The sequence below is a fragment of the Paractinoplanes aksuensis genome, assembly GCF_024137025.1.
In the GTDB taxonomy this organism is placed as follows: domain Bacteria; phylum Actinomycetota; class Actinomycetes; order Mycobacteriales; family Micromonosporaceae; genus Actinoplanes; species Actinoplanes aksuensis.
The window spans coordinates 175,618-199,118 of the sequence record NZ_JAMYJR010000023.1 but is presented as its reverse complement, the minus strand read 5'-3'; the positions used below and the strand labels follow the sequence as shown (position 1 = coordinate 199,118).

Here is a 23,501-nt window from a genome sequence, read left to right as displayed (position 1 = left end):
GGTCAAACCCCCAGCGTTTCGCGGAGCGTCGCGGCGACGGGTGGCAGCGGCCCGAGAGCTTCGACCGCGGCCGCCAAGTCGTCGGAGGAAGACGGATGCAGGCGTACGCCGTCGACGACTCCTTCAAGTTCGTCGGGCCGCAGCGCCCCAGGGTCGCGCACGTCGGCGAAGACCAGCGAAGCCCCCGCTTCCCGGGCCACCGCCGCGCGCGAGGACAGCTCGTCGAGAGAGGGCGCGTCGATCAGCGCCACATCGAGCCGGCTCGTGACGCCGAGCGTGTCGGCCCCGATCACCACCACCTCGCCCTGCGGCGGTCGTGGGGTGATGAGCGGGCCCACCACCGAGAAACGGGCGCCGACGAAGTTCACATGGTGCACCCGGTCCGCGTCGAGAAAGCGTCCACTTTCGACATCGCGGATGACGGCGTCGGGCTCCCACGAGGTCCAGAGCGCGCGGGCCACGTCGATCACGTCCTCGACCTCGCGCCGCAGGTCGGCCTCGGCCAGCAGCGTCCCGCCCACGGCGGCGTACGCGGGAACGGTGTTGACCGCCCCGACCACCCACCCGGCCCGCCCGAGCGAGGCGTGGTCGAGCGACGCCAGCTGGGTGGCCAGATGGAACGGCTCGGTGACGGTGACGTGCAGCTCCGGCGCGAGTCCGATCCGTTGTGTGCGGCGGGAAAGATGGGCGGCTAGCACACCCGCCTCGACCGGCCCGTCGTTCGCGATCGTCACAAAAGCGAAGCCGGCCGCTTCCACCGCCGTGACGTCCAGAGAACCCAGCTCGAGCGCGGTGTGGATCACGGCTGACGCTCGTACGGAATCTTTTCGCCCGCCTCGACCGCGACCGGCAACCGGTTCTCGGCCGGCGGCAGCGGGCAGGTCGCGAAGTCGGTGTAGGCGCAGACCAGATTGGTGGCCTGGTTGAAGTCGAGCGTGACCGTGCCGTCGGCCGCGGGCGCGTCGATGGCCAGGCTGCGGTTGGCCGCATAGGTCGTCACGCCCGACGTCTCGTCCGTGAACAGGGCGAAGAACGACCCCGGCGTACGCCCGTTGAAGACCGTCAGCGCCAGCGGCGTCCCCAGCGCTTCGAACTCGACCCGCCCCGGCGACTCGTACACGTGCTCCAGCCCCTCGACGGCCGCGCCCACCGTCACGTCGCGCGGCTCGTCGAACGGCACGTACCGCCCGGTCAGCTGCCACTTCTCGGCCGGTTCGTAGGCCGGCACGCCGCGGAACCGCAGCCGCAGCTCGTTCGAGGGGTGGCGGGGCCGGATGATGTCGAAGCCGCCGCGTTTGGCCACCTCGATCACCGCGTCGCCGAAGGCCGGGAAGACCCCGCCCCGCTCGGGCAGTACGCCGAAGCTGTGCCGCCCGGTGACCTCGGCCCCGTCGACGGTCAGCGACTCGCCCTGGGCCAGGTCGACCACGACGCCGTCGGGGCCGGTGCTCCATTCGCCGGGCGCGTCGGGGAAGCGCCGGGGTGTCGCGTCGAGGAAGTTGAGGCTGGTGATGGCCAGGAATCCGTGCGGGTCGGCGAGGGTGCGCTCGTGCTCGGCGTGCCATTCGGCCCAGGTCCGGTTGCTCATGGCCCGACCATATCCCTACCTAGCCTATAGGCGATAGGGGATGTTAGAGTTCGTCACGAAGGTCATGAGTGCCAGCGTCAAGCCCCGGCTCGCTGGCCGGCAACCCTTGCGTTCGCGATGGGGTGCCCCGGGTGAAGACCTGGCCTGTGCCCGCCCGGGTGCAGGCAAGCGCGAGCCTGCCGGAGGCATCTCCATGTCCGATCGTCTCGACATCGTCGGCGCCGACCTCACCACCACCCTGTCCAGCGGGGCCGAGGTCCGGTTCGCCCACCTCGACTACGCCGCCTCCGCCCCCGCCGTGCGGGCCGCGGCCGACGCCGTCCGCGACCTGCTCCCGTACTACGGCAGCGTCCACCGCGGCGCCGGCCTGCGCTCCCAGCGCTCGACCTTCGAGTACGAGCGGGCCCGCGAGACCGTGGCCGAGTTCGTCGGCGCCCGCGCGGGCGACTCGGTGATCTTCACCCGCAACACCACCGACGCGCTCAACCTGCTGGCCCGGGCCCTGCCCGCGGGCACCACGACGATCGTCTTCGACGGCGAGCACCACGCCAACCTGCTGCCCTGGCCCGCGCCCGTGCGCCTGCCGGCCCCGGTCACCCCCGACGAGGCGGTCGCGGCGGTGCGAACCGCGCTTTCCTCCGTACGCGGCCCGGCCCTGCTCGCCGTGACCGGCGCCAGCAACGTCACGGGCGAGATCTGGCCGGTCCGCCGTCTGGCCGACGTCGCCCACGAGTACGGGGCCCGCGTGCTCGTCGACGCGGCCCAGCTCGCGCCCCACGTGCCGGTCGACCTGGCCGACCTCGGCGCCGACTACCTCGCCCTGTCCGGCCACAAGCTGTACGCCCCGTTCGGCGCGGGCGTGCTGGCCGGCCGCAGCGACTGGCTCGACGCGGCCGAACCCTACCTGCGCGGCGGCGGCGCCAGCGCCTCCGTCGGCGACGCCCCGGGCGACGTCGTCTGGTCGACCGGCCCGGCCCGGCACGAGGGCGGCACCCCCAACCTGGTCGGCGCGATCTCGCTGGCCGCCGTGTGCGAAGCGCTGCTGCGGGCCGACCGCGTGGCCCTGCTCGAACACGAACAGAGCCTGCTCAGCAGCATCGACGGCGGCGTCTCCCTGTTCGGCGGCCTCGCGCCCCGCGTCGGCATCGTCTCGTTCGCCGTCCCCGACCCGGCTCGGGTGGCCGACCGGCTGGCCCAGGATCACGGCATCGGCGTACGGGCCGGGTTGTTCTGCGCCCACCCGCTGGTACGCCGCCTGGGCGGGGCCGGCACGTGCGACACCGGCGGCCTGCTGCGCGCCAGCTGGGGCCTGGGCACCACCCACGACGACCTCGACCGCCTGGCCACCGCTCTCACCTCTATCGCGTGAGGCCGCAACGGCGTTAGATTCGGCCGGACAGCGAAACCCTGCGGCCCTCCGGAGGCATCCGGTGTCCATTTCGCATCCACCGATTCCGAACTTCGTCCGATCGGCCGAGCGGTCCCTGTGGTGGCTGGCCGCGGCCGGCGCCGCCACCTCGATCATTCTCGGTGTCGTGGCGCTGGCCTGGCCCGGCGAGACCCTGTACGTCGGGGCCGCCATCTTCGGCGTCTGGCTGCTGGTGCACGGCGTCATCAACCTCGTCCAGGCGGTGACCGCCACCCGCGAGGACGGCGTCGCCCGCGCCCTGACCGCGGTGATCGGCGTCCTGTTCCTGGTGGCCGGCGTCATCTGTCTGCGTAACCTGGTCGTGTCGCTGGTCGCGGTGGCCACCCTGATCGGCCTCTCCTGGCTGATCGGCGGCATCGCCGGGCTGGTCGCCGCGTTCACCGGCACCTACGAGGCGGGCGGCCGCTTCGTCGTCGCCCTGCTCGGCGCGATCACCGTCCTGGGCGGCCTGGTCGTGCTGATCTGGCCCGGCCCGTCCCTGGCCACCATCGTCTGGCTGACCGGCATCTGGCTCGTCGTCATGGGCGCGATGCAACTGCTCCTGGTCTTCCGCCATCGACCATCCTGAGGGCATGCCGATTCCCCGTGCCGCCGCCGTCGTCCGTTCCGGTCGCCGTGTCCTGATCATCAAGCGCTACCTGCTGGATCCGCACTCGTGCGTCATGTGTCCGCCCGGCGCGACCGCCTGCGCCGGCCACCACTACGCGGTACTGCCGGGCGGCGGCCTCGAGCCGGGCGAGACGGCCGAGAACGCCGCGCTGCGCGAACTCCACGAGGAGACCACCCTGCGGGCCGCCGTCGACCGGCAACTGTGGACCGGCCGGCACAACAGCCGGCCCGCCACGTACTTCCTGGTGAAAGACGTGACCGGCGAGCCGATGCTGTCCGGCGACGAGGCCGAGCTGAACAATCCGAACAACAGCTTCGAGCTGCACTGGGTCACCGCCGACGAATTCGACGAGGTGAATCTGTTCCCGGCCGACCTGCGCCCGCTGCTGGCCGGCCTGCTGCAGCGGCCGACACTGGTCGTGGTCAGCGGGCCGCCCGGCGCCGGCAAGAGCACGCTCGCGCCCCTGCTGGCCGCGCGGATCGGGGGCCCGGCGATCTCGCGCGACCAGATCAAGGAAGGCATGGCGCACACGGCCGGCGACTTGAACCAGCGGACGCTGCCGGTTTTCTTCGAGGTCTTGCGGGTGCTGCTCGCGGCCGGGGTCACCACGGTGGCCGAGGCCGCCTTTCAGCACGAGGTCTGGCGGCCTCGTCTCGAACCCCTGGCCGAGCTGGCCGACATCCGGATCGTGCAGTGCCGGATCGACCCGGAAACGGCCTTCCAGCGCGTGCAGCAACGCCGCCCTCACGCCGGACCAGTGAAGCCGGCCACGGCGTTCGGCCGCCTGCGGCTCGATGTGCCCACATTGGACGTCGACACCACCGACGGCTACCGCCCCGGGGTCGACGAGATCATCAAATTCCTCGATGCTCAGCGCATGTCTTCGATCACTCGTCGTAGCGTTCTGGCCATGTTCGGCGCAGCCGCGGTTCCCGCCGTGGTCACCGCCGCACCCGGCCCGGCCGTTGCGGCCGCCGATGAGTACCTGTCGAACACCGACCTCTATGCGCAGAACACTGAGGGGGTCGACTACGCCCGCCGTTTCCGGCGGCACGCGGCCGTCGACGACAGCGACGGCCCCGGCGACAGCTACCCCGACACGGCGATCCTCGCGCTGCACGGCGGCGGCATCGAGCCCGGCACGTCCGAACTGTGCCTGGCCATCGCCGGCTACCACCCGGCCGGGGGAGTGCGGGGCGAGCCGCTCCACGACTACTGGATGTTCGAGGGCATCCGGTCGTCGGGCAACGCGGCGCTGCACGTCACGTCCACCCACTGCGACGACCCGGTGGCCGAGGCGCTGGTCGCGGGCAGCCGGCGGACGCTGTCGCTGCACGGCTGCTCACCCGGTGAGGCCGGGCTCGGCGACAACGCGGCCGCCGTGCTGGTCGGGGGCCGGGATGCCGGCCTCAAGGCGGCGCTGCTCTCGGCGTACCAAAGCGCGGGTTTCACCGCCATCGACGCGAACACCAGACCTCAGCTGAGCGGCACCGATCCCGACAACATCGTCAACCTGAATCTGCCCAGGGCAGGCGTGCAGCTCGAGATGACCACGCCGTTCCGCACGCAGTTCTTCCGCACCCAGACGCGCGCGGGCCGCAAGAACACGACCGAGCCGATCTTCTGGACGTTCGTCGACACCACCCGAGCGGTCCTGTCCGCATGAGGTTGCGCCCGCCCACGGGTTAGCCTGAGCTGGTGAGAATCGTTGTGGTCGGCGGCAGTGGGCACATCGGCACGTTTCTCGTTCCGCGGCTGGTGCACGCCGGCCACGAGGTGGTGACCGTCAGCCGGGGGCAGCGTTCCAGCTACGTGGACGATCCGGCCTGGTCCCAGGCCCGCCACGTGACGGCCGACCGCGACGACCCCGCGTTCCCCGAGGCGGTGGCCGGCCTGCAGCCCGACGCCGTGGTCGACCTGATCTGCTTCACCCTCGACTCGGCGACGGCGCTGGTCGAACGGCTGCGCGGCCACACCGGCCACCTGCTGCACTGCGGTTCCATCTGGCGGGCCGGCCCCAGCCTCAAACTGCCGCTGACCGAAGAGAACGGCCCGCCGCCCCTGGGCGAGTACGGCATCGCCAAGGACGCCATCGCCCGCATGCTCAAGGACGAGACCAGATCGGGCGGCCTGGTCACCACGTCGGTGCACCCCGGTCACATCGTCGGCCCGGGCTGGCATCCGATCGGCCCGCTCGGCAACCTCGACCCCGCGGTGTGGCGCACGTTGTCGGCCGGGGAGCCGCTCGACGTACCGGGAATCGGCACGGAGTTCATGCACCACGTGCACGCCGACGACGTCGCCCAGCTCTTCGAGGCCGCCCTCACCCACCGCGACGCCGCGTCCGGCGAGGACTTCAGCGCCGTCGCCCCGTCCGCCCTCAACGTCCGCGGCTACGCCCAGATCGCCGCGTCCTGGTTCGGCCGGACCGCCCAGCTACGCCCGGTGAGCTGGGTCGACTTCCGCCGCACGGCCGGCGACGACGCGGCCCAGGCCAGCTGGGACCACCTCATCCGCGACCACTACTTCAGCATCGACAAGGCGCGCGCCCTGCTCGGCTACAGCCCCGCGTACGAACCGGAACAGGCCATCCTCGAGGCCGTCCGCTGGCTCATCGACCACGACCAACTCGACGTCGCGACCCCGCTCACGGTCTAGCCACGACGTGCACGGCCACCGGCTGCCCGACCCCGGGCACGACGGTGTCGAAGTCGTACGCCATCCCCAGCTTCTCCATCACCCGCGCCGACCGCACGTTCTCCACATGCCGGATGCTGATGACCCGATCGAGCCCGGCCGCCTCGAACCCGAACGCGAGCGCCGCCGCGGCCGCCTCGGTGGCATACCCGTACCCCCAGAACGGCCGGCCCAGCCGCCACCCGATCTCGACCGCCGGCAACACCTCGGGCAGAAACGCCGGAACCGCGAGCCCGGCCCACCCGATCAGCTCACCCTGCCGCTCGACCGCGAACAACCCGAAGCCCTGGCTGTCCCAGTCCCGCCGCATCTTTTGCAGCCCGGCCGCACTCTGCTCCCGATCCCGCACCGCCCCGTCCAGGATGTACCGCATCACCTCGGGGTCCGCGTTGATCGCGGCCAGCCCGTCCAGATCATCGTCCCGCCATCCGCGCAACACGAGCCGCTCAGTGGTCAGGGTGGGCACCGAAGTCACCCGACCATTGTGGGTCAGCGTCCACGGGTGACTCTCGTCAACCTGCACCGGCATCTCGAAGGCGCCCTCGCCGGTCGAGGGCGGCCCGCGCTGGGGACTCTCAGCACTACTCCGCCCGGATGCCTCCTCCGCGGAGCAGCTGGATCCTCAACCTCGTGCACTTCGCCGACCCGATCCACACCCCTGATCGGATCATCGACTGGGTGGCGACCCGCCGCCGGCAGCAGATCGCGACCATCGCCGTCGACGGGGTCCAGCTCGCCCAGTGGCGGTTCTCGGGCCGCGGCATGGTGCCCCGTTCCGTGGCGGCAGTGAGCCTGCGGCCGTAGGGTCGGTCCATGTCGGTCGCGGTAGCTGCCCCTCACCCGGCTGCCGTCGAGGCCGCCCGCGCAGTCGTGGCCGTCGGCGGCAACGCGTTCGACGCGGCGCTGGCCGCGGCCGGGGCGCTGGCCGTCGTCTATCCGCATCAGTGCTCGGTCGGCGGCGATCTGGTGGCCATGGTGCGCCCGGCCCATTCCGGCGTACGGACGGTGCTGTCGATCGGCGCCGCCGCCCGCGACGCCCGGGTCGAGAGCATGCCGTTGCGCGGCCCGCAGACCGTGACCGTGCCCGGAGTCGTTGCCGGCTGGGCCGCGGTGCGATCACTCGGCGCCCGTCTGCCGCTGAGCGAGTTGCTCGCCCCCGCCATCCGTTTCGCGGCCGACGGCGTCGACAAGAGCAAAGGCTTGCGTACGGCGATCAGCCACGGCCTCGAAGTCGTCCGGGCCGACCCCGGCCTGGCCGCCACCATGCTCGGCCCCACGCTGGTGCAGCCCGCGCTCGCCGCGACGCTGACCGAGATCGGCCACGACTGGCGCACGTTCTACTCCGGCCACCTCAACCAGCGCCTCGTCGCCGGCCTGCAGTCGCTGGGCAGCGCGTTGTCGACGGCCGACTTCGCCGCGCACACGGCCGAGGTGGTGGCGCCGCTGCGCCGTACGGTCGGGAACCTGGTCTGGCACGCCGCGCCGCCGCCCGTGCAGGGCGCCACGTTCCTGGCCGTCGCCGGCTCACCGTCCCTGCTGCCCGACTGCCGGCGCGCCCAGGCCGCCCGCAACGCATTGCTCGGCGACCCCCGCGGGGGCCCGATCTCGATCGACGGGCTCTTGTTACGTACGCGGGAAGCCTTGGACCCTGCCCCCGAGCCCCCGAAACCAACCGGCGACACCGTGGCCATCACCGCCGTCGACGACGAGGGCAACGCGGTGACGATCATCCAGAGCGTGTTCGAAAGCTTCGGCGCCGGCCTGCTCGACCCGGACACGGGCATCCTGCTGCACAACCGCGGCACCTCGTTCAGCCTCGACCCGTCCCACCCCGCCCACTTCGGCCCCGGCCTGCGCCCACCACACACCCTCTGCCCGACGATCGCCCTCGGCCCCGACGCGGTGATCGCCCTCGGCGCCCAGGGCGGTCGCGCCCAACCGTGGATCCTCGCCCAGCTCGCCCCCGACGTCCTGACCGCCCCGGACCCGGCCGCCCTGGTGACCCGCCCCCGCTGGATCCTGCGCGGCAACGACCTCATCCTCGAACCCGGCACCCCACCACCACCCGACACGGACGACCTGACCGTCACCACGACCGCCGGCCCCCACGACGATGCCGGCCACGCCCAACTCGCCCGCCTGCGCGCCGGCTCCCTCGACGCAGGCAGCGACCCCCGCGCCGACGGCACAGCCACAGTGATCGCAACCTGACAGCCCCGGCCGTTTCGACGGGTTCGAGGGCTACCGCGTCGCCGCCGGGAACGAGGAACGGTGCGGCCGCGGCGCTCGACAGCTGGTCCAAGCAAGTCGCTCTCGACGAGAACGAGTCGTTGCGTCTCCGGGCCGAGGTCGATCGCGTTTTCGAAACTCTGCGGTCAGCGGTCGATGGCGCTACTCCCGATCTCGTTCACGCTGCCACCTCTACCGCGGAGGATCGTGTCCTGCGTCGGCTCGTCCCGATCCTCGATGGCAAAGTGCTGCCGCAACCGGACGACGAAACCTGGTCCGCGTCCGACGAGTCGTAAGCGCACCGGTGAACCGGGGTGGGTGGCTGCGGAGTGTAGGTTGCGCAGTCGGTCCTCTACGGGATGGCGGTTGATCGATGGATGACATGACCAGCATCGACGCGCCCGCGGTGCGGGCCATGGGGGTGGCAGTGACCGAGATCGGGGATCAGATCGCTGAGGCGGCCGCGGTGATTCCCGGGTGGGAGTACCAGGGGCAACGCGCGGTCGACGGCTCCACCCTGTGTGCCGACCAGATGTCGCTCACCGCCATGTACTGGCAGGTCACCCTGGACGGGCTGGGTGGGCTCGTCCGCGACTACGGCGGCGAGCTGCGGACAGCCGCGGGGGACTTCGTGGCCACCGATCAGAGCGCGGCCGACCGCATCCAGGTCGCCGGAAAACCGGGATGACGCGATGCCGATCACGTTGCAGGGGTTGCTCGACGCCGACACCGGTCAGCTCGATGCGGTGGCCCGTCATTGGGACAAGCTGGCCCGTACGCTGGATCTGGCCGTTGAGGACTTGGGCCGGGACACCCGGGAGATGCCGAACCACTGGCCGGCCGGGCCGAGCTCGCAGGCGGCCCAGGACAAGGCGGCCGAGCTGCGCGTGCGGGTCGGCAACGGGCAGACGCATTGCGCCGCCGTCGGCCGGATCATCCGGAACTTCGCTCTCGACCTGGAGCAGGGGCGGTACCGGCTGAACGAGCTGGTGGCCGAGGCGCGGGCGGCGGGACTGCAGGTCGACCTGGCCGCCGGCCGGATCACGGCGCCGATCGCGGTCGCCGCCACGCAGGGAACCGTCGACGGGTACGCGCAGCAGATCGGCGAGGTGCTGACCTTCGTCAACAACGCCGACCGCGAGGCGACCGAGGCCCTGGCCGAGCACACCTACCGCGAGGACGTCCTGCCCGACGCCGAGCAGTCCCGGTTCGACGACATCTCGATCATGGCTCTGGCCAACTGGATGCCGGAGAGCCAGACCGACTACTGGAAGGGCCTGCACTCGCTGCACCAGGAGCGGGCCATCGCCGAGTTCCCGACGATCATCGGCAACGCCCGCGGCCTCCCCGCCCAGGACAGGGACGCTGCCAACCGGCTGCGGCTGAACCGGGTCAAGGACGAGCTGCTGGCCACCCGGGCCCGCCAGGACGAGGCCCACGACGGGGCCATGAACCAGGCTCAGATCAACCTCGACGCGCGCCTGGCCACCATCGCCGACCTGGAACGCCGGTCGCAGGGGCGCCACCTCATCTCGTACGAACCGGGGTTCGAACAGGAGGCCGAGCTCGCGGGGCGGTGAAAACCGGGTCGCGCGGGACCGCGGGAATTTCCGGGCGGATAGCATCGTCAAGGTTCTGATGGGCTTTTCCGTACCAGAAGGAGATCACCGTGTCCGCAACCCGTACCCCCGCTGTGGCCGACCCTCTCGTCGTCCCGGCCGGGACTACGGCCGCCGATGCGGTGGCCGCAGCCGGCCTGCCGACGACCGGCCCCAAGGCGATCGTCGTCGTCCGTGACGCCGGCGGCCGCCTGCGCGACCTCGACTGGCGTCCCGAGCTCGACACCGACGCCACCGCAGTCTCGATCGACGAGCCCGACGGCCTGAACGTGCTGCGCCACTCGGCCGCGCACGTGCTGGCCCAGGCCGTGCAGGACGTGTTCCCCGAGGCCAAGCTGGGCATCGGCCCGCCCATCGAGAACGGCTTCTACTACGACTTCGACGTGCCGAAGCCGTTCCAGCCGGAAGATCTGGGCAAGCTCGAGAAGCGCATGCAAGAGATCGTCAAGGCCGGCCAGACCTTCCGCCGCCGCGAGTACAAGTCGCTGGCCGAGGCCAAGGTCGAGCTGGCCGACGAGCCCTACAAGCTGGAACTGGTCGACATCAAGGGCGACGTCGACGACGCCGAGCTGAGCGTGGTCGGCGCGGGCGACCTGACCCACTACGACAACCTCGACAAAGAGGGCAAGCGCGTCTGGGGTGACCTGTGCCGCGGCCCTCACCTGCCCACGACCCGCCTCATCCCGGCGTTCAAGCTGATGCGCTCGGCCGCCGCCTACTGGCGCGGTTCCGAGAAGAACCCCCAGCTCCAGCGCATCTACGGCACGGCCTGGCCGTCGCGCGACGAGCTCAAGGCGTACCTGAACCGCCTGGCCGAGGCCGAGCGCCGCGACCACCGCAAGCTCGGCACCGAACTCGACCTGTTCTCGTTCCCCGACGAGATCGGCTCCGGTCTGGTCGTGTTCCACCCCAAGGGCGGCATCATCAAGCGCGAGATGGAGGACTACGTCCGCGCCCGCCACATCGAAGAGGGTTTCCAGTACGTCAGCTCGCCCCACATCACCAAGGAGGGGCTGTTCCAGACCTCCGGGCACCTGCCGTACTACAAGGACACGATGTTCCCGCCCATGCAGCTCGAAGGCGCGGACTACTACCTCAAGGCCATGAACTGCCCCATGCACAACCTGATCTTCAGGTCGCGCGGGCGGTCCTACCGTGAGCTGCCGCTGCGCTTCTTCGAGTTCGGCACCGTCTACCGCTACGAGAAGAGCGGAGTGGTCCACGGCCTGACCCGGGTCCGCGGCCTGACCCAGGACGACTCCCACTCGTACGTGACCACCGAACAGGCCCCGGCCGAGATCAAGCACCTGCTCAACTTCGTCCGCTCCCTGCTCGACGACTTCGGCCTCGACGACTACTACCTGGAACTGTCGACCCGAGACCCCAAGAGCGACAAGTTCATCGGCACGGACGAACAGTGGGCCGCCGCAACAAAGGTCCTGGAAGACGTGGCCACCGAGTCCGGCCTGGAGCTGGTGCTCGACCCGGGCGGCGCGGCCTTCTACGGCCCGAAGATCAGCGTCCAGGCCAAGGACGCGATCGGCCGCACCTGGCAGATGTCGACCATCCAGTACGACTTCAACCAGCCGGCCCGCTTCGGCCTCGAGTTCCAGGCCGCCGACGGCACCCGCCAAGAGCCGGTAATGATCCACTCGGCGAAGTTCGGCTCGATCGAACGCTTCTTCGGCGTCCTGGTCGAACACTACGCAGGAGCGTTCCCGGCCTGGCTGGCCCCCGTCCAGGTCGTAGGCATCCCGATCCGCGACGATCACGCGACCTACCTGGAAGAGTTCGTCGCCAAGCTGCGCGCGCAGGGCATCCGAGCCGAGGTGGACCACTCGGACGACCGCATGCAGAAGAAGATCCGCACCGCCCAGCAGCAGAAGATCCCGTTCATGGCCATCGCCGGCGATGACGACGTGTCCGCCGGAACGGTCTCCTTCCGCTACCGCGACGGCTCCCAGCGCAACGGCGTGGCCATCGACGAAGCGGTTGCGCACGTGGTCGAGGTCGTGCGGTCCCGGACAAACGTGGGTCCCTCTGCACCGACTGCGGATTAGGCGCTGGAATCGTCGGGGAGGCGGCTCGCCTGCCTCCCCGAGGCACTGCATTGCCGCCTTTTGCACTCGGCAAGGTCATGCGCGGTAGCCCACCCCGGATCCTCGAGTTCCGCGGGCCGGAGGAGATCGTGGGGGAAATGGCCGTCATCCGCGGCCTGGCTCGCATGGCCAGCATCATCGCCCTCCGACGTCGAGGCACTCTATCTGCCCGGGCCGGTCTGGCTGCGGTTTCTCTACGACCATCCCCGGGCCATGCACGCCATGCCGGCCATGACCGAGAACCTGGCCGACCGGGCGACGCGGCGAACCATCGAGTCCGAGCCGGCGATCGAGAGGCGACTACGCCATAGTGGTCGTCACCCAGGTGGCGATCTGGGCCCGGCGTGACACCCCGAGCTTGGTGCGGATGTGTTCGGCGTGAGCGGCGGCGGTCTTGGGCGCGATGGTCAAAGCCACCGCGATCTCGCGATTGGTCAGGCCGGCGGCGATCAGTCGTGCCACCTCGATCTCCCGAGCGGACAGCAGTGCCGGAGTTCCGTCGGACCGCACTTCCGCCGGGGTCGGTGCGCCCGCGGCCGAATACATCCGGGTCGCTTCCTCCACAAACGCCGCGGACTCCCCAGGGCGGCGCGACCGGCGGGCGCAGCGTGCCTGATCGACAAGCACGGCTGCGCCCTCCCAGAAGCGGCGCCGCGACCTCCAGAAAGCGGCCGCGACCGCCAGCGAGTCCCGCGCTTTGCCGGTCCGTCCCTCTTGTAGCTGGATCAAGCCCCTGGCGTGGTCGAGTGCGCCCATCGTTCCGGGAATGCCCCGCGACCGCAGCAGATCCGTGGTGCGCGTGAGCCACGCCCGGGCCGCCGTCGGGCCGGTTGCCGCGAGATGGGCTCGGGTGCCCGTCACCACGTACGGAAAAAGGTAGGCGGCGTCGCCGACCGCGGCCGAGGCGGCGAAGCCCTGGTCGCAGCGGGCGATCGCCGTGGCGGTGTCGCCGGTGGCCAGGGCCAGTTCGGCCAGGCCCCACCAGGCGGGGGAGAGGCGTTGCAGCTCGCGCATGCCCGAGCCGAGGCGTTCGGCCCGGGTGAGTTGGTCGAGGGCTTCCTCGTACGAACCCCGGCCCAGCGCCAGAAAGCCGAGCACATGCCGCGCGGTGATCTCGGTGGTGATGCCGCCGCCGTCGGCCAGCGCCTGGCGGGCCGTCGTGGTGGCGGCCGTCCAGTCGCCGGTGGCCCATTGGACGTGGGCCAGGTGGGCCGCCATGTAGTGCCGGTCGTTGAACAGCTCGACCTGCTGGGCGTAGGCGATGCCGGGGCGCAGCGTCCGTTCCGCCTCGTCGTATTCGACCAGCACCGACATCGACGTGCCGAGCATCCGGTACGACCGGGCGGCCTGGACCTCGTACCGCAGACCGGTCGCGCGGGTGATCGCGTCGCGCAGCAGGCGGGTGCCCTCCTCGGTGCGGCCGGCGAACAACAGCACCGAGCCGACCGTGGCGTCGACGTGGCAGAGCGCGCGGTCCTCCACACCCAGCGCCCGGGCCTGTTCGCCGCTGGCCAGGGCTTCGTCGAGGCGACGGTCGAGCATGTACGCGGCGGCCAGTTCGGCGTGCAGCTCGGCGCACGTGCGCGGGTGGTCGGCGGCCAGGGGCAGGGCCGCCCGCAGCGCTTCCGTGCGGGTCTCGAGATCGGCCCCGAGCAGGTGGCGCACGGCCACCCAGTCCCCGACGAGGGCGGCCGCGCCCGCTTTGTCGTCCAGTTCCAGCCGTACGTCGTAGGCCTCGGCGTAGCAGGCCGCGGCCTCCTCGTTCTCGTCGATCGAGGTCAGCTCGCAGGCCAGGGCGGTGAGCAGCCCGGCCCAGTCGGAGCGGGGCAGCCGGGACGGCCAGGTGCGCCGGGCCCGGCGGTAGAGCTCGGCCGCTTCCCGGTGCGCGGACAGCGCCGACGCCTCCCGGGCTGCGGCCCGGGCGTGCCGGAACGCCTCGTCGAACCGGCCCGCGCGCTCGTAGTGGTCGCTGGCCAGTGCGTCGGGCAGTCCGGTGCCGGCAGCCCGGGCGTGCAGGGCGCGCCGCCGCAGCGGGGTGATTCCGGAGTACAGCGCGTCGCGGATCAACGCGTGCCGGAAGGTGTAGCCGGCGCCGTCGGGGCTGGGCCGCACGAAGAACTGCTCGGTGAGCTCGCGCAGCGCCTCGTCCACGGCGGCCGGCTCGTCACCGGTCATCGTGGTGAGCAGGTCGAGGTCGAACGAGCGGCCCAGCACCGACGCCACCTCGGCCAGGGCACGCGTCGGGGTGGTCAGCGTGGCGGCGCGGGCGAGTACAGCCTCGGCCAGTGTGTCCGGAACCTGGTCGCCCTCGGCGCCCAGCATCGGGTCGGCCGGGGTCGCCAGGAACTCCTCCACGTGCAGCGGAATGCCGTCGCTGCGGGCGTGCAGCGCCTCGGAGGCCGCGGTGGGCAGGCTGGCCCCGGTGATGGCAGCGGCCATCACTGCCGTTTCGTCCGGCCGCAGCCGGGGGAGCCGCACTTCTTCGGCCAATCGCTGGGTGAGCAGGCGGGTGCGCCACTGCCGCATCGGGATGCGCGGGTAGAGCTCGTCGCTGCGGTAGGTGCCGATCACCAGGAGCCGGATCGTCCGGGCGTGCTGGGCGAGCCGGGCCAGCACGTCGAGGGTGAGGTCGTCGGCCCAGTGCAGGTCTTCCATGGTGATCAACAGCGGCCGGGCCGGGTCGTACGAGTGGGCCAGCAGGTCGGTCAGGTCGGCGACGAGCAGGCGGCGTTGGCTGGCGGCGTCGCCGTCGGTGAGCTCGCGCAGGCGCTGGCCGAGGCGTTCACCGGCCGCGGCGGTGCCGGGGTGGCGGCGCAATTGAGTCCCGAGGTCGGCCAGCGGTCCACCCGCGACCTCGGTGTCACCGGGCGAGGCGCCCGCGGCCAGCACCTCGTACCCCAATGAGCGGGCCCGGCCCACGATCTCGCCGAGCAGACGGGTCTTGCCGATGCCGGCTTCGCCGGCGAGGAACAGCGCCTCGCCGGTGGGCGCACTCAGACGGCGGTCGGCCAGGGCGAGCAGGTCCTCGCGGCCGACCAGAACAGGGCTGGCCACCATCTGGACCTCGCCTCGCTCCCACGTCAACGGCCGGACAGACCCCAGCACCACGTCCGCGACTTTAGGTCAGCCCGGCGCGCCTCCGTAGGTGCTCTGACCGATGTCCGACGCAAGCCCGGCGGCCAGGCTGGGGTCATGGCGAAATTCATGGACGTACACAGCGGATTCCACGGCGTCACCCCGGAGCAGCTGGCCGACGCGCACGACGCCGATCTGAAGATCGAGGGCGAGGAGGGGGTGCACTTCGAGCGGGCGTGGCTCGACCCCGAGTCGGGCAAGGTGTTCTGCCTCAGTTCTGGGCCGAGCAAGGAGGCCGTGATGCGGATCCACGAGCGCGCGGGTCACCCCACGACCGAGATCTACGAGTTGACGGCCGAGGTCTGAGCGGCCGGGGCCGCCTGTTCGTCGGGCGGCCCCGATTCGGCTCGGGAGATGCGCAGCCACACCACGAAGCCCCAGATGACGAACACCGCGTAGACGCCGTAGAGGACGGCCGACGGGTAGTAGCGGAAGTGCAGCAGTTCGGGCACGCCGACCAGGTCGACGGCTATCCAGCAGAGCCAGAACTCGACCCAGCCCCGGGCCAGCGCGTACGTGGCCAGCATGGAGCCGACGAAGATCCAGGAGTCGGCCAGGTAGTACCACCACGGGACGGGGAAGCCGGCGCCGACGGCCCGGAACACGTAGAAGCAGAGGACCACCGCGAACAGGGCCAGGCTGCCGTAGACGATGCGCTGGCGGGCGGTGGCCCAGTGCGGCTGGACAGCCACGCCGGCGGAGCTGCGTTTGCGGTTCTGGTTCCAGCGCCACCAGCCGTACACGCTGGCCACGACGAAGAAGACCTGGCGCGCGGCCTGCCCGAACAGCGGCGTGCCCTGGTCGTTGCCGATGGCCTGGCCGGCGAAGACGGTGAACAGCAGCACGTTGCCGACGATGCCGACCGGCCACGCCCAGACGTTGCGGCGCATGCCGAACAGGGCTGACCCCAGCCCGAAGGCGTTGCCGACGATCTCGCGGTAATAGATCGCCTGGTCGGCCGTGACCTGCCACTTGGCGTGGTAGAACGCGGAGAGTAGTTGGTCGGCCCAGGTCACGACTCATCGTAGGGCGCGGCCGAGGGGCATAGTGGTTCCCGTGACCGAACCCACCTGCCCGATCGAGACCCGCCTCTATGAGAACGGGAAGGCGATCGCCCAGGATTTCCCGTACGACCAGGTGGCCCCCCTGCTCGAGCAGCACCCCGGCGCGGTGCTCTGGCTCGACCTGTTCCATCCCACGGCGGACGACCTGACCCTGGTCGCCCGGGAGTTCCAGCTGCACCCGCTGGCCGTCGAGGACGCGACGGTCGACCACGAGCGCCCCAAGCTCGACCGCTACCCCCACCACGTCTTCCTCAACGTGTACGCGGTCGACATCGCCACCGAGGACTCGCACACCAAGTTCGGCAAGACCGAGATCAGTGTCTTCGTGACGCCGCGGGCCCTGATCACGGTGCGCAAGTCGCCCAGCGACACCAGCAAGTTCGTCGAACGCTGGGACGTCGACGCCCAGCTCGACGGCGGCGGCGTCGGCTTCCTGCTGTACGGGCTGCTCGACGTGGTCGTCGACGGGCAGTACGCGGTCGCCCAGCGGCTCGACGCGGCGATGGACAAGGTCGAGGACAAGCTGCTGGAGGAGGGCGGGGCGCCGCGCTCGGTCCGCATGAAGGGCGTCGAGCAGCGCAAGCTGCTGGCGGCGCTGCGGCGGGCCGTCGGGCCCATGCCCGAACTGGTCGGCCAGGCCATGCGGGCCGACCTCGGCCTGGTCGACGCGAAGCTGCGTCCCTACTACCGCGACGTCGAGGACCACGCGACCCACACCGTCGACGAGGTCGAGCATCTGCGCGACCGGATCGACGCGCTGCTGCAGGCCGATCTGGCCGAGCAGGGCAACGTGCTCAACGACACCACCCGCAAGCTGGCCGCGTGGGCCGCCATCGTCGCCGTGCCGACCGCGATCACCGGTTACTTCGGGCAGAACCTGCCGTACCCGGGCTTCGAGAAGTTCTCCGGTTTCGTCGTCAGCACCGCGGCCATCCTCGCGATCTCGGCACTTCTCTACCTCTACCTGAAACGACGCGGCTGGCTCTGACCGGCGGGGCATCGCGCGGCTCCGCCGATGGCGTAACCTCCCGGCATGATCGGGCTCATCTGGGGTGCGGTGCGGACGCGCACCGCCCAGGTGCTGACCGTCCTGGTGCTCACCGTGCTGGCCTCGGCGGTGGCCGCGGCCGGGCCGTGGTTCGCCTACGCGAGCATCAACCGGGCCGCCGCGGCCGACGTGGCCGCCGCCCCGGCCTTCCAGCGCACCGTGTCGGCGCAGCAGATCTCGGACACCGACGGCGACCCGCAGGGCGCCCTGGCCGAGCTCGAAGCGGTGATGCGGGGCCAGTTGTCCCTGCCGGTCGGTGACCCGGTCACCGGGCTCGCGCTGCCGCTCGCCGTCGACACCGACGGCGTCGCCACGACCATGAGCGTGGCCTTCCGCGACGACTTCTGTGCCCACGTACGCCTCGACGGCCCCTGCCCCGCGACGGCCGGGCAGACCGCGATCAGCGTCACGGCGGCCGAGCAGCTCGGTGTGCGGCCCGGCGACCGGTTGACCCTGCGCGATTCCCCGAACTCGCCGCCGGTGACGCTGACCGTGGTCGCGCTGTTCACGTACGCCGACCCGAGCAGCCTGTACTGGAGCAACGCGCTCTTCCGGGCCGACCGCGGGCTCGACCCGGCCTTCACCCCGCTCGCGACGTTCGAGACCGCGGCGCTGGCCCGGCCGACCGCCACCTTCGACCTGATCCTGCCCGACGAGTTGCTGCGCGGCGAGGGCGGTTTCCCGCTCGGCGCGGTGCTGCGCGAGGCGCAATACAAGGCCGCGGCCTCGGGCCTGCGCCTGGTCAACGCGTCCGGTCCGCTGCTGGCGGCCATCGAGCGCGACCGCACCGAGATCCGGCTCGGCGTGGTGCTGGCGATGGGGCAGACGCTGGTGCTGACGTGGTTCGCGATCGGGCTGGCCGGCCGGTACACCGGGCGCGACCGGCGCGGCGACGCCGCCCTGCTCAAGCTCCGCGGCAGCACCCGGTTCGCCATGTTGCGCCTGGCCTGGGGCCAGCATCTGCTGCCGTTGACCGTGGGCGCGCTGATCGGGCTGCCGTCGGGGTATCTGCTGGCCCGGTGGCTGGCCGGTCCGGTCGAGGCCGAGGGGCAACAGCGCGAGGCGTTGCTGTTGTCGCTGGCGGCGGCCGGGGCGGTGCTGCTGGGCGGGCTGGCCGTGCTGGCCGCGATCGAGGCCGTGGCCCTGCGCCGACCGGTGGCCGAGTTGCTGCGCGCGGTCGGCGCCGGCCGCGGGGACTGGCGGGCCGGGCTGACCGACCTGCTGCTGATCGCGGTCGCGGTGGCCGCCGTCTATCAGGCCCGGTCGAGCGCCCCGGGCAGCGGACTCGCGGCGGCCGCGCCGGCCCTGGTCGCGCTGGCCGTGGCGGTGCTGCTGGCCCGGCTGCTGGGGCGGGTGGCCGACCGGGGTGGGGGTGCCGCCCTGCGTACGGGCCGGTTGCGGCTCGGCCTCACGGCGGTGCAGGTGTCCCGGCAGCCCGGCAGCGACCGGGTGTTCGCGCTGGTCGTGGTGGCGGTGGCCCTGTTCACCACGACCCTGGGCCTGACCCTGGGCGACAACCGGGCCCGGAACGAGCGCAGCACGGCCGAGCTGGGGGCCGAGCGGGTGCTCAGCGTGCAGGCGGCCAACCGCACCACGCTGCTCGCGGCCGTCCGCCGGGCCGATCCCGAGGGCCGCCGGGCCATGGCCGTGGTCGTCGACCGGTCGAGTGATCCGCCCGTGCTCGCGGTCGACAGCGCGCGGCTGGCCGCGGTGGCGCGCTGGCAGCCCGCGTACGGGCCGGTGGGGTTGCTCGCCGCCGCCACCGCCGAGAGCCCCGGTCCGAAGCCCGCGCCCGCGATCACCGGCGAGCGGCTCAGCCTGCGGCTGGGCAACGAGAGCCGGCGCCCGGTCGCGGTCGGGCTAACTCTGCAGCACGAGGGCACGGGCGCCCCGGTCCAGGTGCGGTTCGGCCCGTTGCGCGCGGGCGAGCAGACCGTCACCGCGCCGGTCACCGGGTGCAGCGAGGCACCCGGCTGCCGCATCCTGCGCTGGCAGCTGAGCAGCCCGCCCGCGCCGAACGGCTACCTGCCCCCGGCCGACGCCGGCAGCGCGGTGACCCTGCGCGGGCTGACCCAGCAGAGCCCGGCGGCCGCCGTGCTCGGGCCGGACGAGCTCGGCGACATCGCCCGCTGGCGGCCCGAGACCACCGGCGCGGCGCTCGACATCGTCGCCGCCGACGGCGCCCTGCGCATCGCGCGCGACGAGAACAGGGCCGGCACCCCCGACATCGGCATCCAGGTGTACGCCGTGGACAGCGCCCTGCCACCGCCGGTCGTGCTGGCCGGGTCGCCGCCGACCGGCTGGCGGTTCGGCGAGCCCGCGCTGACCACGTTCGACGGTCAGCCGGTCCCGGTGCGGGTCGACGGCGCCACCGCGGTGCTGCCGGTGATCGGCCGGGCCGGGGTGCTCGTCGACCTCGAGACCGCGCGCCGGATCGGCGGCGACGTCAACCAGCCCGGCGAGTTCCAGGTCTGGCTGGCCCCCGAGGCCGGACCCGAGGTGGTGACCGCGCTGCGGGGGGCCGGGCTGGTCGTCAGCGGGGAGGACTCCGCGGCCCGCCGATCGGCCCGGCTGGCCGAGCAGGCGCCCTCGGCGATCGCCCGCTTCGGGCTGCTCGGCGGCGTGGTCGGGCTGCTGCTGGCGGCCGCGACCGTCGCCGTGGCGGGCGCCGTCGACCGGCGCGCGCGGCTCGAGCAACTGCGGGCGCTGCGGTTGCAGGGGCTGCCGCTGAAGGCTGCGGTCGGGACGGCGTACGCGGGAACCTGGGTCTTGATCCTGACCGGGCCGGCCGTCGGGTTGATGGCGGCGGCGATCGCGAATCCGGTGGCCCGGGTGGCCGTGCGCGGGTTCACCGACAAGTGGGACGTGCTGCCGCCGCCGGGCGCTCTGGGCTGGACCGCGGTCGGGCTGGCCGGGCTGGTCGCGCTGATCGTGCTCGGGCTGGTCGGCTGGCTCTCGGTGCTCCCGCTGGTGCGCCGGCTGCGCGACGGGGTGAGCGCCCGATGATGTCGCTGGTGCTGGCCATGGTGTGGACCAGGCGCGGGCAGGCCGTCACGCTCGCGCTGCTGGCGATGTTCGCGGTGGCCGCGGCCGTCGCCTCGCCGGCCTACCTGACCGCGACCGACCGGGCCATCGCGGCGGGCCAGATCGAGACGGCCACTCCCGGCGAGCGCAGCCTGGTCATCGCCGGCGCCCAGGACGCCCGGATCCAGACCGGCGGGCCCGGCTTCGCCGACGTCGGCGCGGCCCTGGTCGAGCTGCCCGGCTTCAGCTACGTCTACAGCTCGTCGTACCCGGTCATCGGGCTCGAGAAGAGCGTCGCCTATCCCAGCCGGGTCGTGTTCCGGCAGGACGTCTGCGCCCACGTGCGGATCGTCAGCGGCCGCTGCCTGGTCGGCGAGGACGACGTCATCGTCGGGGCGCGGACGGCCGAGCGGGCCGGGGTGCGGGCGGGCGACCCGGTCACGCTGATGAACGCGGTGATGGAGGACGACCCGGTCGACCCGTACTGGAAGAAGGACGGCGCCCCTGAGCGACTGGTCGTGGCCGGCGTCTACGAGGTCGACGACCCGGCTGACGTCTACTGGGGCACGCACGGCTACTTCACGTCGCTGGCCGGGCTGGGGCCGGCCGAGCCGGTCTTCACCGACGCCAACACGTTCGAGACGATCGAGCACGGGCTGACCGACCTGTCCATCGACGGGCTGGCCGGGCCGGGCGCGCTCAACCCCGACCGGCTCGACGAGTTGCGCACCGGCCTGCTCGCGCTCACCCGCAAGGCCACCGAGATCGGCCCCAATCTGCAGGTCGACACGGCCATCCCGGCCCTGCTCGACCGGATCGAGTCGGGCCGCGCGGCCGCCCACCTGCTGGTGCCGGTGCTCGCGGTGCCGCTGGTGCTGCTGGCCTGCTTCAGTATCTTCCTGGCCGTCGGCTACGGCACCCAGGGCCGCCAGTCCGAGCTCGCGATCGTGGCCCTGCGCGGCTCGCGGTGGTGGAACCGCTGGTGGCTGGCGACCGGCGAGAGCCTGGTGGCCATCCTGGCCGGTGCGGTGGCCGGCTGCCTGGCCGGGCAACTGCTGGTCAACGCGGTGGCCGCGGCCCGCTTCCCCGGCGTCGGCATCGAGGAGGGCTGGGCCTCCCTGCGGTACGCGCCCTTCGCCGCGCTGGCCGCCGTCGGTGCGGCCGTGCTGGCCCAGCGCCGCCAGCTGCTCAGCCCGGTCGCCACCCTGCTGCGGCGCAACCCGGTGGCCGCCAACGGGCCGCGCGCGCTCGCCGTCGAGGCCGTGGTGATCCTGCTGGCCGTCGTGGCGGCGGTGCAGCTGGCCGTCTCGGGGGGATCGCTCAGCGGCGTCGGCCTGCTCGCACCCGCGTTCGTCATGCTCGCCCTCGCCCTGCTGGCCGCGCGCGCTTTGCTGCCGCTGGTCACCCGGTACGCGTCCCGGGCCCTGGCCGCGGGCCGGCTCGCCCCGGCGCTGGCCGGCTTCCAGCTCTCCCGCCGTCCCGGCGCCCAGCGGCTGTTCGCCCTGCTGGTCGCGACCGTGGCCGTGGCCGGCTACGCGGCCTGCGCGATCGACGTGGCCGCCCGGGGCCGGGTCGTGCAGGCCGAGCTCGGCGTCGGCGCGGCCCGGGTGCTCGAGGTGTCCCCGGTCCACCGCAGCCGCCTGCTGCACGTGGTCCGGCAGGTCGATCCCGAGGGCGAGTTCGCGATGGCCACCGTGCGGCTGCGCAACAGCACCGGCCTCGAACCGCTCGGCCTGGCCGCCGACACGACCCGGCTCGCGGCCGTCGCGACCTGGCCCGACGACGCCCCGCCGGTCGCTGCGGTGGTGCGGGCGCTGCGCCCCGAGGCGCCGCCGGCCCCGGTGATCAAGGGGTCGGAGCTGGCCGTCCGGGCCACCGCGACCGGCGTCGTGAAGGGCAAGGAGGTGCGGCTCAACGTTGCGCTGTCGTCGCTGGGCGGGCGCGGCGACACGCTGGTGCAGCTGGGCGACCTGGGGGAGGGCCGGCACGACTACGTGCAGAAGGTCCCCGCATGCGCCGAGGGCTGCCGCATCAACGGCTTGCAGCTGATGGTCAACGGCAACGTGACCGGCGTGACGAGCTCGATAACGGTCTCGTCGCTGGGCGCGACCCTGTGGCGCATGCCCCGGTACGGCACGGTCAGCTCGGCGCCCGACGGCCTGCGCATCACCCTGGACGCGCCGAACGGCTTGCCCGAGGGCGCCTGGCTCCACCCGCTCGACACGCCCTACCCCCTTCCCATCGCGTACGCCGGGAGCTCCTCGCCCGGGGCCGTGCTCACCGGTCTCGACGGCAAGCCCATGTCGGTGACCGAGGTCGAAGGGCTGCCCGCCGTGCCGCGGGTCGGGCGCAACGCCACGCTGGTCGACCTCGAATACGCCGACCGGTTCGCCATCGACGGCGCTCCGGCCCTGGTGCCCGAGGTGTGGCTCAACGACCGCGCCCCCGCCGACATCGCCGAGCGGCTGACCGCCGAGGGCCTGACCATCCGGGCCGACTCCCGGGCCGACCAGGTGCGGCGCCAGCTCGACGAGCAGGGCCCGGCTCTGTCGCTGTGGTTCCACCTGATCGCGGGCGGCCTGGCCGTGCTGCTGGGCGCGTTCGCGCTGGTGCTGGCGGCCGCGGTCGACCGGAGCCGCCGGGTCGAGGACCTGTCGGCCCTGCGCGTGCAGGGCCTGCGCCGCGCGGCGACGAGCCGGGCCACCCTGTGGACCTATCCGGCCCTGGTCGGCATCGCGGCCGTCACCGGCATGGCCACCGCGGTAGTCGGCTGGGCGGCCACCGGGTGGGCGCTGCCGCTGGCCGGCGTCAACCCGGCCGACCTGCCGTTGCCGGCCTGGCCCCGGGTGCTGGTCCTGATCGGCACGACAGTGCTCGTCCTCCTACTGTTGGCCACGGTGGCCCTGGCCACGGGCCGGGACCTCCGCCGTCGCATCACGCCCCGATGAAGGATCACCAC

18 protein-coding genes and 1 riboswitch are annotated in these 23,501 nt (G+C 72.4%); of the genes, 13 read left to right on the top strand and 5 right to left on the bottom strand.

What is annotated here, in order from left to right; translation table 11 throughout:
* Nucleotides 1-2: 2 nt before the first annotated feature.
* Nucleotides 3-803, bottom strand: a complete 801-nt coding sequence (locus tag M1L60_RS21735; protein ID WP_253239295.1) for an LLM class flavin-dependent oxidoreductase — start codon at nucleotides 801-803, stop codon at nucleotides 3-5.
* Nucleotides 800-1,588: a DUF1684 domain-containing protein gene (locus tag M1L60_RS21730; RefSeq protein ID WP_253239294.1), complete on the bottom strand. Its 789-nt coding sequence runs from the start codon at nucleotides 1,586-1,588 to the stop codon at nucleotides 800-802. Before M1L60_RS21730 ends, M1L60_RS21735 begins: the two co-directional genes overlap by 4 nt.
* Nucleotides 1,589-1,648: 60 nt before the next feature.
* Nucleotides 1,649-1,765, top strand: a riboswitch (SAM riboswitch).
* A 16-nt stretch (nucleotides 1,766-1,781) separates the two neighbouring features.
* On the opposite strand from M1L60_RS21730, the gene M1L60_RS21725 reads away from it, so the two are divergent.
* The 4 genes from M1L60_RS21725 (at nucleotide 1,782) to M1L60_RS21710 (ending at nucleotide 6,285) form a co-directional block, all read left to right on the top strand.
* Complete coding sequence (locus M1L60_RS21725; RefSeq protein ID WP_253239293.1) at nucleotides 1,782-2,957, top strand: aminotransferase class V-fold PLP-dependent enzyme; 1,176 nt, start codon at nucleotides 1,782-1,784, stop codon at nucleotides 2,955-2,957.
* 61 nt (nucleotides 2,958-3,018) lie between these two features.
* Nucleotides 3,019-3,585 carry an HdeD family acid-resistance protein gene (locus M1L60_RS21720; RefSeq protein ID WP_253239292.1) on the top strand — a complete coding sequence of 189 codons (567 nt, stop codon included), beginning with the start codon at nucleotides 3,019-3,021 and terminating at the stop codon, nucleotides 3,583-3,585.
* Nucleotides 3,586-3,589: 4 nt separating this feature from the next.
* Entirely contained in the window at nucleotides 3,590-5,293 is a 1,704-nt protein-coding gene (locus tag M1L60_RS21715) for a poly-gamma-glutamate hydrolase family protein (RefSeq protein ID WP_253239291.1), read from the top strand.
* A gap of 32 nt (nucleotides 5,294-5,325) precedes the next feature.
* Nucleotides 5,326-6,285, top strand: coding sequence for an NAD-dependent epimerase/dehydratase family protein (locus M1L60_RS21710; protein ID WP_253239290.1), 960 nt, complete (start codon nucleotides 5,326-5,328; stop codon nucleotides 6,283-6,285).
* Here the strand turns inward: M1L60_RS21710 and M1L60_RS21705 are convergent.
* Nucleotides 6,275-6,799 carry a GNAT family N-acetyltransferase gene (locus M1L60_RS21705; RefSeq protein WP_253239289.1) on the bottom strand — a complete coding sequence of 175 codons (525 nt, stop codon included), beginning with the start codon at nucleotides 6,797-6,799 and terminating at the stop codon, nucleotides 6,275-6,277. The two genes, M1L60_RS21710 and M1L60_RS21705, sit on opposite strands and share 11 nt — an antisense overlap.
* 119 nt (nucleotides 6,800-6,918) lie before the next feature.
* Between M1L60_RS21705 and M1L60_RS21700 the strand changes: the two genes are divergently transcribed.
* The 5 genes from M1L60_RS21700 to thrS all read left to right on the top strand — a co-directional run bounded on the left by M1L60_RS21700 (nucleotide 6,919) and on the right by thrS (nucleotide 12,232).
* The gene (locus M1L60_RS21700) at nucleotides 6,919-7,128 is read left to right on the top strand and encodes a hypothetical protein (RefSeq protein ID WP_253239288.1); all 210 of its coding nucleotides are present in this window, start codon (nucleotides 6,919-6,921) and stop codon (nucleotides 7,126-7,128) included.
* 9 nt (nucleotides 7,129-7,137) lie between these two features.
* Nucleotides 7,138-8,535, top strand: a complete 1,398-nt coding sequence (locus M1L60_RS21695) for a gamma-glutamyltransferase (protein WP_253239287.1) — start codon at nucleotides 7,138-7,140, stop codon at nucleotides 8,533-8,535.
* Between the two features lie 391 nt (nucleotides 8,536-8,926).
* Entirely contained in the window at nucleotides 8,927-9,241 is a 315-nt protein-coding gene (locus tag M1L60_RS21690; protein ID WP_253239286.1) for a hypothetical protein, read from the top strand.
* Between the two features lie 4 nt (nucleotides 9,242-9,245).
* A complete protein-coding gene (locus M1L60_RS21685) occupies nucleotides 9,246-10,133 on the top strand; it encodes a hypothetical protein (RefSeq protein WP_253239285.1) in 888 nt (295 codons plus the stop codon).
* An 89-nt stretch (nucleotides 10,134-10,222) separates the two neighbouring features.
* Entirely contained in the window at nucleotides 10,223-12,232 is a 2,010-nt protein-coding gene (gene thrS / locus M1L60_RS21680; protein WP_253239284.1) for a threonine--tRNA ligase, read from the top strand.
* Between the two features lie 339 nt (nucleotides 12,233-12,571).
* Here the strand turns inward: thrS and M1L60_RS21675 are convergent, their stop codons facing one another.
* Complete coding sequence (locus M1L60_RS21675; RefSeq protein ID WP_253239283.1) at nucleotides 12,572-15,379, bottom strand: ATP-binding protein; 2,808 nt, start codon at nucleotides 15,377-15,379, stop codon at nucleotides 12,572-12,574.
* Nucleotides 15,380-15,463: 84 nt separating this feature from the next.
* Here M1L60_RS21675 and M1L60_RS21670 point away from each other — a divergent pair, with 84 nt between their 5' ends.
* Nucleotides 15,464-15,712 carry an SCO4226 family nickel-binding protein gene (locus M1L60_RS21670; RefSeq protein ID WP_253239282.1) on the top strand — a complete coding sequence of 83 codons (249 nt, stop codon included), beginning with the start codon at nucleotides 15,464-15,466 and terminating at the stop codon, nucleotides 15,710-15,712.
* Here M1L60_RS21670 and M1L60_RS21665 read toward each other — a convergent pair.
* Nucleotides 15,688-16,422 carry a nicotinamide mononucleotide transporter family protein gene (locus tag M1L60_RS21665; RefSeq protein WP_253239281.1) on the bottom strand — a complete coding sequence of 245 codons (735 nt, stop codon included), beginning with the start codon at nucleotides 16,420-16,422 and terminating at the stop codon, nucleotides 15,688-15,690. The two genes, M1L60_RS21670 and M1L60_RS21665, sit on opposite strands and share 25 nt — an antisense overlap.
* Nucleotides 16,423-16,462: 40 nt before the next feature.
* Here M1L60_RS21665 and M1L60_RS21660 point away from each other — a divergent pair, with 40 nt between their 5' ends.
* The 3 genes from M1L60_RS21660 to M1L60_RS21650 are packed head-to-tail and all read left to right on the top strand — an operon-like array spanning nucleotide 16,463 to nucleotide 23,490.
* Nucleotides 16,463-17,458: a magnesium transporter CorA family protein gene (locus tag M1L60_RS21660; RefSeq protein ID WP_253239280.1), complete on the top strand. Its 996-nt coding sequence runs from the start codon at nucleotides 16,463-16,465 to the stop codon at nucleotides 17,456-17,458.
* A gap of 45 nt (nucleotides 17,459-17,503) precedes the next feature.
* The gene (locus tag M1L60_RS21655) at nucleotides 17,504-20,524 is read left to right on the top strand and encodes an FtsX-like permease family protein (RefSeq protein ID WP_253239279.1); all 3,021 of its coding nucleotides are present in this window, start codon (nucleotides 17,504-17,506) and stop codon (nucleotides 20,522-20,524) included.
* Nucleotides 20,521-23,490, top strand: a complete 2,970-nt coding sequence (locus tag M1L60_RS21650) for an ABC transporter permease family protein (protein ID WP_253239278.1) — start codon at nucleotides 20,521-20,523, stop codon at nucleotides 23,488-23,490. The genes M1L60_RS21655 and M1L60_RS21650 overlap by 4 nt, the downstream gene beginning before the upstream one ends.
* Nucleotides 23,491-23,501: the final 11 nt, after the last annotated feature.